This window comes from Candidatus Cloacimonadota bacterium, assembly GCA_020532085.1.
In the GTDB taxonomy this organism is placed as follows: Bacteria; Cloacimonadota; Cloacimonadia; order Cloacimonadales; family Cloacimonadaceae; genus Syntrophosphaera.
Genome location: JAJBAV010000001.1, coordinates 179670 through 193543 on the forward strand (window position 1 = coordinate 179670; position 13874 = coordinate 193543).

Genomic DNA, 13874 nt, shown 5'->3' on the forward strand with positions numbered 1-13874 from the left:
GAAACCCCTCGTAACGCGACAGAACGATGATCAATGAGAATTGCCACCCCCGGCCCGGAGACCAAAACCGGCTGCAGGACATGAGCATGACGCGGATCAAACTGGCGAAGAGGAGAGCGAAGTTTGGCAAACAAAAAAGCCGGGGAGTACCCGGCCTTGCAAGACATTTTGGTTGAATGGATTATTTGATGCCTTGGGTCATCGCTTCGCCGAGGCTGAAGATGGGCAGGTAGATCACCACGATAATGCTGCCGACCACGGCGGCCATGATGATGATGAGGATGGGCTCGATGAGCGAAGTGAGGCGCTCGATCACGGCGTCCACCAGCTTTTCGTAGAACTGGGCGGCCTTGCCGAGCAGCTTGTCCATGTCGCCGGTTTCCTCACCGGTGCCGATCATCTGCAGCAGGGTGGGGGGAAAGAGCCCGGTGCGACGAAAGGCGTTGGCCACGCCGTAGCCTTCCTTCACCATCACCCGGGCGCGGCGGATGCCGCCTTCGATCACGGCGTTCTGCACCACGTTTTCGGTGAGTTCCATGGTATCCATGATGGGCACTCCGGCGGCCATGAGGATGGAGAAGGTGCGCGAGAATTTGCTCATGATGGAGTTTACGGTAACTCCGCCGAAGACCGGCAGTTTCAGCTTGATGCTGTCCCAAACGTAGCGGCCCTTGTCGGTGAGGTTGATCACCCACAGGGACACGATCACGCCGAGCACGGCGAGGATGGCCAGAAACACGTTGTTGGTGATGAAATTGCTGATGGCGATGGCGATCTGGGTGGGCACGGGCAGCTCGGCGTCGAAGCCCTCATAGACTTCAGCGAACATGGGCACCACGTAGTAGAACAGGAACCAGACCACGATGGCCAGGAAGATGAGGATGAAGATGGGATAAGCCATGGCGGAGCGCACTTTGCGGCGGGTGTCTTCGATCTTTTCCAGATAATCTGAAAGCTCATCCAGAATGGTATGCAAGGTACCGGAAACCTCGCCGGCCTTGACCAGCGCCACATAGAGGGGGTTGAACACGCCGGGATGCTGTTCCATGGATTCGGAGAGCGAATAACCTTTGCGGATATCGTCGGAAAGGCGCCGCAATACCTTGGCGAATTTGGCGTTCTTTTCAGCCTTTTCCAGATCGGTGATGGATTTCTCGATGGTGAGGCCGGCGGAGAACATGGTGGAGAGCTGGCGGGTGAAGAAGACCAGGGTTTTGAGGGAAACTCCCGTGCGCCATTTGTAGATGGAGAGCATGATCTTGTCGGAGAGGGACATCTTGCCCTTGAAAGCGCCTTCGGAGGCGGCTTTCACCGAGATGATGGTGCTGCCTTCCTTGGCCAGTTTGTCCACGGCCTGGTCCAGGGAATCGGCTTTAAGGATACCCTCGACCCTGGCGCCCTTGGCGTCCTTGATGATATAGGCAAAATTCGGCATTGGCTGAACCTTTCGAAATTAGTCCACGATGGTCATCTTGATGACTTCGCGGATGGTTGTGACACCTTTGACCATCTTGGCCATGGCGGCATCGTGCAGAGTGCGCATGCCGGCGCGGAGGGCGGCATCGCGAACCAGGTCCTGGTTGCCGCCGTCATAGATGATGCTGCGGATCTCAGGGTTGACCGTAAGCAGCTCGAAAATGCCGGTGCGGCCGGAGAAACCGGTATTGTCGCAGTGCACGCAGCCGCGGCCTATCTTGAAGTTGATCTTGGCCGCTTCCTCGGGGGTGAGGCCGCAATCGCTGATCTCCTGCTCGGTGGGTTTGTAGTCCGTAACGCAGTAGGAGCAGATCTTGCGCACAAGACGCTGGGCCATCACCAGGCTGAGCGAGGACCCCACCAGGTAGGGCTTGATGCCGATGTCGATGAGACGGGTGACGGTGGAGGCGGCGTCGTTGGCGTGCAGGGTGGAAAAAACCAGATGGCCGGTGAGGGAAAACTTGATGGCGATGTCGGCGGTTTCCTCGTCGCGGATCTCACCGATGAGCACGATATCCGGGTCCTGGCGCAGCACGGAGCGGAGGGCGGAACCGAAGGTGAGGCCGATCTGTTCCTTGGTCTCGATCTGGGTGATGCCTTCCAGGCGATATTCCACCGGGTCTTCCACGGTGATGATGTTGGTTTCCACATCCTCGATCTCCTTGAGGGCGGCGTGGAGCGAGGTGGATTTGCCGCTGCCGGTGGGGCCGGAAACGATGATGATCCCGTAAGGGCGGCGGATGATGCGGGTGAAGATGTCCATGTCTTCCTGTTCGAAACCGAGGGTGCCCAGCTTGAAGCCGAACTCACCCTTGTCCAGAAGACGCATCACCACCTTTTCGCCCAGCACGGTGGGAGTGATGGATACACGCACGTCCACGCTCTTGAGCGAGGTTTTAAGGGCGATGTGGCCATCCTGGGGCAGGCGGCGTTCCGCTATGTTCAGCTTGGACATCACTTTCACCAGCGAGATCAGGCCCGGGTGCATGCCGATGGGCGGGGTCATCACTTCGCGCAGGGCTCCGTCCACACGGTAGCGCACGCGGGTGTTTTTCACCAGGGGCTCGATGTGGATGTCGGTGGCGTTGGACTTGATCGCTTCGTTGATGATGAGGTTCAAAAGTTTTACGATGGGGGCGTCGGCTTCTCCGGAAGCGGAGGCGATGGTGATCTCGTTCTCGTCGTCGTCCATGGCCACAAAATCGAAGCCGCCCACGGCGTCCTCCACCTCGGAGGTGGTGCGGATGCTCTTATAGTGCTTTTCGATGGTATCGTGCAGCGCGGTTTCTGAGATCAGCTTGGGCTTCACGTTTTTGCCCAGGATCTTCTTGAGGCTGTCCAACACGGTGAGGTCATCGGGATCGGCCATGGCCACAACCACACCGTCGGCGTCCTCACGCAGGGCGATCACGCGGTTTTGGTTGGCGTAGGGTTCCGGGATCATTCTGACCACGTCGAGGTCCAGGTCCATCAGTTCATTTTCCCTGGCGATCTCGTAGCCAAGCTGCATGTTCAGCACGGAAAGCAGCTGGGACTCGGTGATGTGGCCAAGCTTGATCATGGTCTCACCGATCTTGAGGCCGAAATTGGTCTGCTTGATGAGAGCTTCTTTGACCTGATCCTCGGTGGCGTGGCCTTCGTGGACCACGATCTCGCCGAAGCGGGCAAACTGCGGGTTATATGTCATTTAAATCTTCCTTATGGTGTATTCGAACCGGTTTGGCAGCCTTTGGCGCTATCTTTTTGAAGCCCGGACGGCGGAGACGGCCGGGGCCGCCTCCGCACAAAGGGCCAAGTATTTAGAACGGGGGATTGGGCGTCCAGTAGCGGTAGAGCGCGACGTTCGTTTCCGCCGTTACGTTGGTGCCCAGGATGCGGCCGATGATGATGCCGCTGGTCTGGCCGGGGGTTTGGGTCATGGGATCGCCGGCGGGACACTCCAGCCGGTGATAGCGGATCTGTCCCCAGGCCCAGCCGGCGTATTCGCCGGTGCCGTAACTCCCGTCGTCGGTAATGATCTTCCAATTGGGATCAGCCGGGTAGTTGTTGTTGAATCCCGGTATGGACACAAACTGCCCCTTGGTGCAGAGCAGCATGATGGACGCATTGCCCACAGGCGCTCCCTGTCCATCGGTGAGCACGGCGTAGATATCAGCGGATTTCCAGTCGGGCGCGGTGTCGCCAAAGATCAGCGAGGCAGGCACGGCCTGAATCTCGAAGCGGGGATCGTTGAGCGGCAGCTGCACGGTGGCATAGCCGTCCACGCCTTCACCCTGCATGGCGCCGGTGCTGGCCCGGATGGTGATCCAGTCGTAGGTGTAGATGCCCGAGTAGGTGATGGTGGTGAAAGCCACTCCGGCCAAGGAGTCTTCATCCACGCTCACATTGCCCGTGTAGGCGTTGGCGCCTATCTGGCAGTTGGTAATGTTGTTGATGAGCTCAAAGAACACCGAAGTGTTGTTCCCGACCGAGTTGCCGTAAACATCTTTGACCACGGCCTGGGCAATGACGCGCCAGAGCCCGCCGCCCATGTTTTCACCCGTATTGAAGAGGCCGATGGAGGGGATCACCTCTGCCGGCGGCCCGGCCTGGATGAGGATGTTGGCCTTGGTGGCGCGCACCCATCTGCCGCTGCCGGAGGTGCAGGAAGCCCTGATGATCAGGATCCCTGATTGAGTGCCGCTGTTTACCGAGATCTGGGCTTCGCCTCCGGTGGATACCACCAGCACGCTGTCCCCCACGGGATAGTTATTCAGGTTGGCCCCTTCGGGAGGCGTGGTGTTCATGATGCGGAAATACACGTCCTGCGGAGAATCGATCAGGTTGCCGTTGATGTCTTTCAGCTTCACCCTGAGGATGGCTGACTCGTCGCCGCCGGTGTTGGCAACATCGAGCTCGATCTGGTTTTCCTGGGTGAAGGAGATGGAGTGGATGTCGTCGGAAGTTACGTTGAAGATCAGCTGGGTTTGCAGGGTGTCGTTGTTGGCAAAGGCCTTGATGGTGGCCGCGCCGGCCGTGAGGCCAGGCGTAAAGCGCACCTGGGCTTCACCCATGGTGTCGGTGTTGATGGTAACGGACTGGGTGGTGTTGACAAAGGTGCCCAGGTCCGTTTCAAAGCGCACCGGCTTGATCTGGCAGGGGTTGCCGTGGGGATCGTTCAGGGTGGCGCGCATGAAGATGTGGTTGGGGCTGGCCACGAAGCTGGTGTCTGCTTCGATCAGCTCGCCATCCACCTCCACAAAGGACTGCAGCCCAATCGTGAAGGGACTTCCGGGCCTGATCAGCACTTCCCGGGTGCTGCTCACATTGCCTATGGTTGCCGTTACGAAGGCATTATCCACTCCCGGTGTGGTGGTGGCCACCGCCCCGGCATTGTATTTCATGTAGGCGCGGCCATTAATTGTTTTTCCCACCATTGAAACTCCAAGCACGTTGCCGGCGTCGTCCACGAACCTGCCCATGGTACAGGAAAATGTGATCAGGGTGTTGTCCGGGACAGGATTGCCCAAAACGTTCATCGCCATGGCGTTGATCTCGGTGGTCTGCATCACGTTCATGGGGTAGGGATTGGCCTGAGAAAGGAAGTTCAGGGTGACACTCTCGACCTGGGGCACTTCGTCGATGAAGACCTGCACTTCGGCAGTATCGGCGGCGGCGAGCACATTGGTGTCGGTGTCGGAATAGTTACGCACCACGGCCGTTATGGTGGCCAGGCCGTTTTCTCCATCATCCCAGAAGGTGGTGGTCGCCACGCCGCTGCTGTCGGTGGAAACCGCGGCCAGGATGCGTCCCCGGTCCGTGCGGAAATTCACGATCTGCGAGGGCACGCCGAAACCTTCCCCGTTTTTCACGGTTACGCTGACGTCGGAATAGGTGATGTTGTTGTCGGCATAAATGGTATCCGGGGAGGCCGAGATCTTGGTGATGACCCTCATTTCATTGGGATCGGTGGAAGGGCCACCGGTGGGCGGCGGCAAGCGCCGGTCGCAGGATGAGAAAACCGCCAGTGCAATCACCAGCAGGGTTAAAAGGGGTAAAAGGTTTTTAAACTTCTTCATGGTATCTCCCCTTAGTTTTCGTCGTTTTCGAATTTAATCAGGCGACGGGTGAGGCGTTCGTCCACAACCGGATCGCCCATGTCTTTGTATTTCTGAACCTCGGGATCGAGGCGGATCTGGTCGGCAGTGATCAGCCGGGGCGTGATCTCGATGATCAGATCGGAGTTTTCCACCAGCTCCTGACGGTGCTGGAAAAGCCTGCCGATGAAGGGAATGTCGCCCAGGAGCGGCAGTTTGTTCACTTTCTGGGTGATGTTGGAACTGAGCAGGCCGCCCACGATGATCTTGTGCTCGTTGGGCACGGTGACCGTGGAGGAAATGCGGCGCACCTTGGTGCGGGGCACATAGCCGCCCACCAGTTCCGTGACAGAACTAACTTCCGGCGCGATGTGCGCGGTGATCTGGCCTTCGTCGTTGACCGTGGGGGTAACCGTAAGCATGATGCCCACTTCCTCACGCTCCACCTGGATCTGCTTGTCGTTGTCGGTAACCACGAAGGGCACCACTTCACCGATGTGGATCTGGGCTTCGTTGCCGTTCAGGGCGGTGACGCGAGTGTCGGTGAGCAGCTTGGCGGCGTTGTTTTCCAGCAGCCAGTCGATGGTGATGTCGAAGGCGGTGAGCTGGCGGCTGAAATGGCCGATGTCGTTGAAGCCGTTGATCCTCTGGAAGTACTGCTGGTCCGGCAGGATCTCGAAATCGGTGGGGTTGCCGTAGGGCAGGTAGCCGTCCGGATCGCTGAAGTTGTAGGGTAATCCTGTTCCCATGGCGTTCACGGGATCTTCAGCGATGATGGTGGTGAGGTGGTTGAGGCGGCTCCAGTCGATGCCGAATTTCTTGGCATCGGTGAGGCTGATCTCGATCAGGCGCACCCGGATCTCGATCTGCTTCTGCGCCACGTCGATCTGCTGCACCAGGTCACGCACGCTTTCAAAGGTGTCGGTGTTGCCATAGACCATGATGGCGTTCTGGCCTTCCAACGGGACCACGGAGACCTCGGAGTTGGTGAGCGCGTCGCTTACCTTGGTGGCGTCGAGGTTCTTAAGGTAGATGATGTGGCTGCGCTGACCGGAAGATTCGGCAATGTTTTGCTGGGTTCCCACCAAGAAGGTGTTTTCTCCATAGATCTTGTAGGACAGGCCAGCGGATTTGGCCACCAGTGAGACGGCGGTTTCGATGGGCACGTCCTTGATGCTAACGGTCACCCGTTTCTGTTCCCTGTCGGTACCAGTGGACTGGTCGGTTGCCAGCACGATATTGGTGCCGCTGAGACGGGCCAGTGTGCTGAGCACAGAGGACAGGGGTTCGTCCACGCTGTTGAGGGTCACGGGTTTTCTGAGAGCGCTCGATTGTGCACCCAGGGCTGCGATCCCCAGCAGGAAACTCAGGATCAGAGTGCAGATCATAAAGCGTTTGGACACGAAGGCGTTCAACATATTTTCTCCAGCTTCGTTGTATTTTTTCATGATTAATAGTTTTGATCGGTGTTTTGTTGCCTGAGATCCTCTTGCGAGAAATCGGGCATTTCGGGACGGGCCTGAATGCTCAGGGTCTGCGGCCCGCCATAGAAAATACCAACGTTTTGTTCATTGATCCAGGTGATGCGGCGTCCCTCGATCACGTCACCCACACCGCCGGTGTAGATCTTGTCCTGGTATTCCACCGTGACCAGCCGTTTCCCGGTTTCCTCGTCGATGTAGGTTCCGGTGGGGCGGAAGGTGTTGCGCAGGGCGTTTTCGAATTCCTTGGCCAGGTCGAAGCGGTCCTTGATGATGTTGCCCTGCCTAAGCGGATCGTAGGCCACCGTGAAGACAGTGTTCTTGCGCTCCAGGATGGATTCCTCGATGGACATGATCTTGCTGCGCAGGGTGTCTGAGACAGATTCGTTGGTGTATTTGGACTGGTCCAGCACCTTGTCGTTCTGGGCTTTGTAAGTCACCAGGCGAATGGCGTAGGCCAGCAGGGCAATGAAAAGCAAGGCGATGGCGAGGTCTTTGAGATATCTGAATTGCATGTCAGGCCTCCTTCTTAACCTTGAAGATGGACAGTTCCATGGTGATCCGGTAGATGTTGGCACTGCCGGATGACGCCTGGTTTTTCTCCGTTGCCTGCAGCGGCGCCACATCCAGATACTGGATCTTGATGATGTGGTTTTGGGCTTCCAGTTCGGAGATGAATTGCCCCATCTGCCGGAAAGTGCCTTGCAGTTCGATGGTGTAGGTGGTTTCGATCATGCCGGACTGGGTGAACTTGTTGGAGTCCGAAATCTTGACCAGCTTCATCTGGTTTTGGTCGCGCAACCTTTCGATCTCGCGCTGGAAGTTGTTGAGCTCGTCCACCGAAAACTTGGATTCGGTGGTGAGGCTGTTGTCGAGGATCTCGCGGAACTGGCTGAGCTGTTGGTCCATGATCATGGCGCTGTTCAGTTTTTCCAGGGTTGTCTTGATCTTCTTGTCATAGTTTTCGATCTCGCCGAGATTCTTTTTCAGGGAATTTCCGGCCAGCATGAAAAACAGCACGGAGATCAGGATCATGCCCAGGATGAAGACCAGGTATTTCTCTCTCATTGTTCCACCGCCTTCTGGCCCAGGGCCGCCGAATCGCGGCTGTAACATTCGATCAGGAATTCCAGAATCTCGGTGTCCTTGGCCATCTGCCGGTTTTTTGAGCCGGATTTGATCGCGGGGAAGTCGTTGCTGATCTCAGGGTTGGCCTGCAAGCGCTGGACGAAGTCGTAAGTGACGTCGCCTTCCTGGATGCGCCGGTCCACTTCAATGATCCCGTTGAGAGTGAGCACGCCGTTGCTGAACTGGAACTTGCGCACGGCCAGCTGCTTGTCGATCTCCTGGCTGAGGGCTTCCAGCTTCTTGGTCCAGAAGATGCGGTCATTGAAGGTTTCGGCCAGCTTGGTGACGTCATTCACAGAAAGGTACTCGCCGCTGGTTTCAAATTCATTCAGCTGTGAATTGATCTTGGTATAGTAGCTCCTGCGGTTATCCACTTTCTTTTTGAGGGAATTATTCAGCAACAGGAGTCCGGCGAACATGATCAAAGCCCCCAGCAGGAAGCCGATGACGGCATTGCGGAAGGCTTTGTTTTCCCGCTCGGTTTGCAGCTTGATCTCGCCATATTTGTTGAGGTTTATCCTGAAGAAAAAGTTTGGTGTCATACTCACATCCCTATTCCTGCCGCATGGCCAGGCCTATGGCCAGGGCAAGCTGCGGATCCTTTTTGTCTGCGAATTTTTCCGGCATTTCCACATTGATGAAGGGCATGAAAATGTCCGTGGGAATGCTCACCTTTTCCTCGATGTATTCGCGGAGGCCGTTAAGCTTGGCAGTTCCGCCCATGAGGTAAAGCTTGCGAAAGTCACTGTTGCCGGCTTCCTTGACGTAGAAACGGAGCGAACGGCGCAGTTCTTCCACGATGACGTCTTCGGTGGATTTTTCCGAGATGTCCAGCATGCTGATCGTTTGCTTGCTGGCCACGCTGGGATCGTCCAGAAGGCCGAATTCCAGCTTGTAGTTTTCGGCCGCTTCCCATTCCATCTGGCGTTTGCGCATGATGTCGCGGGTGAAGTTGTAGCCGCCGAAGGGGATGTCGCGGGCGAACAGCTTGGAATCCGGACCCCAGATGACCATGTTCGTGCGGTGGGCCCCCAGATTGAGCAAAACGTACACTCCTTCCTCCACAAAGGCGTTGAGGGCGAAGCTGTTGGCCACGGCTAGGGAATCAATATCCACGATGTTGGGATTCAATCCGGCCGTCACCAGGGTGTTGGTGTGTTCGTTCAGCAGTTCTTTGGAGGTGGCGCCCAGGAGGATGTTCATGTTGTTCGTTTTCTCCTCGACGTCGAGCACCTGGAAGTCCAGAACCATGTCCGTGCCGCTGATGGGGATGTGTTTCTTAGCCTCGAAGAACAGGGCCGATTCCAGTTCGTCATCAGGCAGGAAAATGGTCTTGATCTGCTTGATGCTGGTGTTGTCCCCCCCCACAGAGGTTACCAGATGCTGGATCTTTTTGGGATTGATGTGCAGGGTTTTCATGATCTCGATGATCACCGGGGCGAAGCGATCGGGGCGAAGATCGCTGGGCACGTATTCCACACCAATCGGCACTGTTGGCCGGATCTCGTAATTCAGCAGTTTGAAGCCTTCGTGCAGCTTTTTCAGATGCACGACCTTAACGCTGTGGCTGCCGATGTCGATCCCGACCGATTCTTTGATCTTGGTCGTTTTCGCTTTCTTCATCGTTCCTCTTATCTCTGACGTTTAAATATCATCACAGGAATTCCGGCGGGCGTTTGATCACCCAGTTCACCGCGGAGAAAGGCGTTTCGTCCTCGCGGTTCACTTCCGGGAAATCTATCGGTGAGATCCGGTAGAACCTGTCGTCGTAATAATAATTCTTTTTGTAGCCTGTGCCCGATCCTGTGGCCCCGGTATAGTTCACGTTCGTGAGTTGGAACCCAAAGACAGGATCGTTGTGACCCACCGCCTGCGGCGAGCTGGAAGGCCCGCAGTAATCCAGGGGCTGGTTCCAGTTGTTGTCCGAAGGCCATTCCGTGTCGTAGTAGCTGCGGTGCACGAAGCCCCTGCGGCGCTGGGAGATGGAGCCGTAAACGTTGATGTAACCACGTTCCAGATAGGGCACGCGCTCCGGCCAGAGAGGATTGTACCAGGGGTAGTCGATCCTCAGGTTGCGGTTGCCGGGGGTGTTGGTGGCCCAAAGCTGTCCCGGGGTGTGGGGAAAGCGGTAGCGATGCAGGTCGATCTTGGTGTAGGTTACGTTGTTCACCGTCACATCCGGCACGGAAGGATGGGGATGCTGGTATTCAAAGGTGAAAACCCCGTCCCCGTGCGAACTGTTCGGCCCGTCATCGCCCAAAGCGGCCATGGCCGCGTAGATCCAGATGCCGCCGAAGCCCGTGTCGGAACCGGAGGTGCCGTGCACGCGCAGCGAATCGATCGGGTCCCGGTAACCATATTTTACCACGATCGATTTTTCGGCAACCAGGCCCACCACGTCGGTGCGGTTGGATATGGGGCTGGTGCCCGGAGTGGTGTTCACCAGGGTGATGTCAGCCAGAAGAAAGAGGGTGTCGCCGCAGCCCCAGGTTTGGTAAGAACCGAAGTTACCCTTGAGCCAAAGTTTGTTGTGCACCCACTTGGAGGTGTTCAGGGCGGTGCCGTTGTTGAAGAATGACCAGACGGTGTCGCGCACGTCGTATTGATTCTGGTACAGATAAGTGTCCGGGTCCACGGGCGGATAGGGATTGTGCACGTCCGCGTATTGGCGGTAGGGGTCCTGAATGTCGCCCAGATAGGCGGTGTAGCCGGCGCCTTCCACATCCACATACATGATGTGGTCTGGATCGAAATAGGCGGGGCCCACAGTGTTGCCCCTCCGGCGGATGCTGGAGGCTTCGTCCGGGAAAATGGTGTAGGCGTAGCCTTCCGAGAGGCCGCCCTGGAAAACCTCGCTCTCAGAATAGGAGCCGGAGAACGAGATCACCTCCCCGTTGGTGGAAACCCAGCCGTAGAAGATCGGCCAGCCGTTGTTCACGCCACCGGAGGTCTTCTTGATCCAAATGTCGGTGTTGCTGTGCACGCGGCCGTGGAGGATGTCCGGGCCGTGAAAGTAAACGTTGGTGGCGTTGGGTGATTCGTCGGTGTCCGTGAAATACATGTATTTGGCAAAAGTCTCGGTTTCCAGGGTGTAGATGCCATATTTGCGGATCAGGGAAAACTTGGGGTTCATCATCGCCGTTTGCCCGATCCCGGATTTGGAACGGACCAGCGATTTGACCTGGGTCTGCTGGGCCTGGTCGCCCATCACCACGTCGTCCGTGATAATGTTCAGTCCGCCCTTGGAGAGCAGCGATTGGATCCTGAAAGTCTTGCGCATCGCCGAGTTCACGATCTCCACGCTGCGTTCGGAAGTGCGCACGGGAATGAGCACGGTGCCCATCTTCTGCGCGATCTTCTGGCCGCGGTAGGCCTCGCTGCGCAACAGGATCATGCTTTGGAAGCCCTCAAAATCGAACTGGAAAGCCACCACGTCACGCATGGCCAGGCTGGACAGGGTGAATCCGGACATGACCCCGATCACCGCCAGCAGCATCGCGATGGCGATGTTTCCGCTGGGACGCTGGAACATCTTAAACATGAAACCTCCCTTTCAGGAATTTTGGCTTACTCATTTTTTTACCATCTTGGTGGTGAATTTCACCGCACGGAACTTGTCCTCGCCGGTCCTCACCCGCGCGTGCAGTTCCACCTGCACGGCCAGCACGTCCTGATCCGGATTGACCTTGGTGAACAAAAATTTGTCCACGATCATGTCATCCAGGTTTTCCTGTTTGGGAAAGATGTACAGCGGCGAGGCCACCTGAACTCCCCGGTGCACGTAGGTGCAACGCACCGCCCCGTCGTAGAGGTAAAAGTGCGCGTAATCTGGCGTTTCCAGGCCTTTGTCCGTGGGCGGGGTGACGCGCAGTCCGGTGGCGGAGTTGGTGGTGGTGTTGGTGAGCCGCAGCCTCAGGGCGTTGGCCACCCCATAATATTCCATGTCCTGCACGTTGCCCACCGGCACGCCGTTCTTGATCTGGTTAAGGCAGTCCAAGGCGTCCTTCTGCAGCTCGGCCCAGGCGGTGAGTTCCCGGTATTTGCTGAAAAAGGTGCCAATGCCCACCGCTGCCACAAAGATCAGCATCACCGAGATCGCCATTACCACGATAAGCTCAGCTAAGGTAACGCCGCGTTGGCGGCCGAGCAGTGAGTTTCTAAAAGTTTCGTTGGTATTCATATTATTCAGGGGATGAAATAGTCTTCCCGCATGCGGATGTAGCGTTCGTTCCGGGAGCCGGGATCGATCCACCTGAAGGTTGCCTCCAGCTGTATGTAGTTCAGCAACTGCTCGTTGGATGTTTCCTGGGCGTTGCGGCTCACGATCGTCATGTTGCCGCGCACAACGCGGTCCGGGTTGTTGTCGTCGAGGACATACTGCTTGTTCACCTGCAGTTCGAAGGGTTTGCTGCGCGAATGGCGGTAATATTCCATCTCCAGCTCTCCTGTGACCAGCAGGGTGGCCACCCGGTCGCGGTAATTGGTGAGGAGTTGCCGCTCCGCGTAAACGATGCCGATGTACACGGTGACGATCATCACCGCGAGCACGGCCACCACCGCCAGGGTTTCCAAAAGGGTGATGCCGCTTTGCCTGCTGAGCAGGCCAAGCGGCTTCACCGTGCTTAATTCATGTTCATGCATCAGTTAAATCCCGCGCCGGAGGCGAACTGCTTGGGATTTTCGGCAAATTCCTCCGCGATGGTCCTTTCCACCAGGTTGTTCATCACCAGGTTGTAAAGCGACTGGTCGCGGGTTTGCATGCCTTCCTTGGTGCTGGCCTGAATGATCGAGGGGATCTGGTAGGTCTTTTCCTCGCGGATCAGGTTGCGCACCGCGGTGTTGGCCACCATGATCTCCAGGGCGGGCACCCGGCTCTTGCCGTCCTTGGTGGGCAGCAATGTTTGGGAGAGCACGGCTTCCAGGGATTCGGAGAGCATCGAGCGCACCTGCTGTTGCTGTTCCTTGGGGAACATGTCGATGATGCGGTCGATGGACTTGGTGCAACTGCCGGTGTGCAGGGTGGCAAAAACCAGATGGCCGGTTTCGGCGGCTGTCAACGCCAACGACACCGTCTCCAGATCGCGCATTTCGCCCACCAGGATCACGTCCGGGTCCTCACGCAGAGCGCTTCTCAGCGCCGCCGTGAAACTCCAGGTGTCGTGCCCCAGCTCGCGCTGGTTGATCAGGCTGTTCTTGCTTTTGTGCACAAACTCGATGGGGTCTTCCACCGTGATGATGTGGCAATAGCGGTTGTCGTTGATCGAATCGATCATCGTGGCCAGGGTGGTGGATTTGCCGCTGCCGGTGGGGCCGGTCACCAGGATCAGTCCCTTTTCCTTGTGCGTAAGCTTTTTCAGGATGTCCGGCAGATGCAGTTCATCGTAGCTTTTGATCTCGTTCGGGATCACGCGGAAGGCGCAGGATATCCCGTTGATCTGATGGAATGCGTTCACGCGGAAGCGCACGTCGTTGCTGAGCTTGGTGGAAAAGTCGATCTCCAGGTGTTCCTTGAACATTTCCTGCTGGACTTCGTTCATCACCCCAAAGACCAGGGTTTCCACCTCTTCCACCGACAGGATGGGTAGGTTCAGCCTTTTCATCTTGCCGTTCACGCGCACCATGGGATGCGCGCCGGCCGCGATGTGCAGGTCCGAGGCCCCGGCTTCCGCCGTGAAGCGTAACAATTCGTGGATAGTCAAGTTGATCCCTCCAG

The 13874-nt window shown here is 57.1% G+C and carries 12 protein-coding genes; all 12 read right to left on the reverse strand.

Annotated features, from left to right (window positions below):
• Nucleotides 1–181: 181 nt before the first annotated feature.
• Nucleotides 182–1435, reverse strand: coding sequence for a type II secretion system F family protein (locus tag LHW45_00710; protein ID MCB5284106.1), 1254 nt, complete (start codon nucleotides 1433–1435; stop codon nucleotides 182–184).
• A gap of 18 nt (nucleotides 1436–1453) precedes the next feature.
• Complete coding sequence (tadA, locus tag LHW45_00715) at nucleotides 1454–3163, reverse strand: Flp pilus assembly complex ATPase component TadA (protein MCB5284107.1); 1710 nt, start codon at nucleotides 3161–3163, stop codon at nucleotides 1454–1456.
• 112 nt (nucleotides 3164–3275) lie between these two features.
• Nucleotides 3276–5534 (reverse strand): hypothetical protein, encoded by a 2259-nt coding sequence (locus LHW45_00720; protein MCB5284108.1) that lies wholly within the window; start codon nucleotides 5532–5534, stop codon nucleotides 3276–3278.
• Nucleotides 5535–5545: 11 nt separating this feature from the next.
• Nucleotides 5546–6970, reverse strand: a complete 1425-nt coding sequence (locus LHW45_00725; protein ID MCB5284109.1) for a hypothetical protein — start codon at nucleotides 6968–6970, stop codon at nucleotides 5546–5548.
• 32 nt (nucleotides 6971–7002) lie between these two features.
• The gene (locus LHW45_00730) at nucleotides 7003–7548 is read right to left on the reverse strand and encodes a hypothetical protein (protein ID MCB5284110.1); all 546 of its coding nucleotides are present in this window, start codon (nucleotides 7546–7548) and stop codon (nucleotides 7003–7005) included.
• A 1-nt stretch (nucleotide 7549) separates the two neighbouring features.
• Nucleotides 7550–8101: a type 4a pilus biogenesis protein PilO gene (gene pilO / locus LHW45_00735; protein MCB5284111.1), complete on the reverse strand. Its 552-nt coding sequence runs from the start codon at nucleotides 8099–8101 to the stop codon at nucleotides 7550–7552.
• Complete coding sequence (locus tag LHW45_00740) at nucleotides 8098–8703, reverse strand: hypothetical protein (GenBank protein MCB5284112.1); 606 nt, start codon at nucleotides 8701–8703, stop codon at nucleotides 8098–8100. Before LHW45_00740 ends, pilO begins: the two co-directional genes overlap by 4 nt.
• 10 nt (nucleotides 8704–8713) lie before the next feature.
• Nucleotides 8714–9784 carry a pilus assembly protein PilM gene (locus tag LHW45_00745; protein ID MCB5284113.1) on the reverse strand — a complete coding sequence of 357 codons (1071 nt, stop codon included), beginning with the start codon at nucleotides 9782–9784 and terminating at the stop codon, nucleotides 8714–8716.
• Between the two features lie 31 nt (nucleotides 9785–9815).
• Nucleotides 9816–11702 (reverse strand): hypothetical protein, encoded by a 1887-nt coding sequence (locus tag LHW45_00750; protein MCB5284114.1) that lies wholly within the window; start codon nucleotides 11700–11702, stop codon nucleotides 9816–9818.
• Between the two features lie 30 nt (nucleotides 11703–11732).
• Nucleotides 11733–12269, reverse strand: coding sequence for a hypothetical protein (locus LHW45_00755; GenBank protein ID MCB5284115.1), 537 nt, complete (start codon nucleotides 12267–12269; stop codon nucleotides 11733–11735).
• A 77-nt stretch (nucleotides 12270–12346) separates the two neighbouring features.
• Nucleotides 12347–12802 (reverse strand): prepilin-type N-terminal cleavage/methylation domain-containing protein, encoded by a 456-nt coding sequence (locus LHW45_00760; protein MCB5284116.1) that lies wholly within the window; start codon nucleotides 12800–12802, stop codon nucleotides 12347–12349.
• A complete protein-coding gene (locus LHW45_00765) occupies nucleotides 12802–13860 on the reverse strand; it encodes a type IV pilus twitching motility protein PilT (GenBank protein MCB5284117.1) in 1059 nt (352 codons plus the stop codon). The genes LHW45_00760 and LHW45_00765 overlap by 1 nt, the downstream gene beginning before the upstream one ends.
• Between the last annotated feature and the right edge of the window lie 14 nt (nucleotides 13861–13874).

What these genes read in the sequence shown, in the direction of transcription:
- LHW45_00710 (MCB5284106.1), bottom strand. Translation starts at nt 1,435, where the DNA reads ATGCCGAATTTTGCCTATATCATCAAGGACGCCAAGGGCGCCAGGGTC.
- tadA (MCB5284107.1), bottom strand. Translation starts at nt 3,163, where the DNA reads ATGACATATAACCCGCAGTTTGCCCGCTTCGGCGAGATCGTGGTCCAC.
- LHW45_00720 (MCB5284108.1), bottom strand. Translation starts at nt 5,534, where the DNA reads ATGAAGAAGTTTAAAAACCTTTTACCCCTTTTAACCCTGCTGGTGATT.
- LHW45_00725 (MCB5284109.1), bottom strand. Translation starts at nt 6,970, where the DNA reads ATGTTGAACGCCTTCGTGTCCAAACGCTTTATGATCTGCACTCTGATC.
- LHW45_00730 (MCB5284110.1), bottom strand. Translation starts at nt 7,548, where the DNA reads ATGCAATTCAGATATCTCAAAGACCTCGCCATCGCCTTGCTTTTCATT.
- pilO (MCB5284111.1), bottom strand. Translation starts at nt 8,101, where the DNA reads ATGAGAGAGAAATACCTGGTCTTCATCCTGGGCATGATCCTGATCTCC.
- LHW45_00740 (MCB5284112.1), bottom strand. Translation starts at nt 8,703, where the DNA reads ATGACACCAAACTTTTTCTTCAGGATAAACCTCAACAAATATGGCGAG.
- LHW45_00745 (MCB5284113.1), bottom strand. Translation starts at nt 9,784, where the DNA reads ATGAAGAAAGCGAAAACGACCAAGATCAAAGAATCGGTCGGGATCGAC.
- LHW45_00750 (MCB5284114.1), bottom strand. Translation starts at nt 11,702, where the DNA reads ATGTTTAAGATGTTCCAGCGTCCCAGCGGAAACATCGCCATCGCGATG.
- LHW45_00760 (MCB5284116.1), bottom strand. Translation starts at nt 12,802, where the DNA reads ATGCATGAACATGAATTAAGCACGGTGAAGCCGCTTGGCCTGCTCAGC.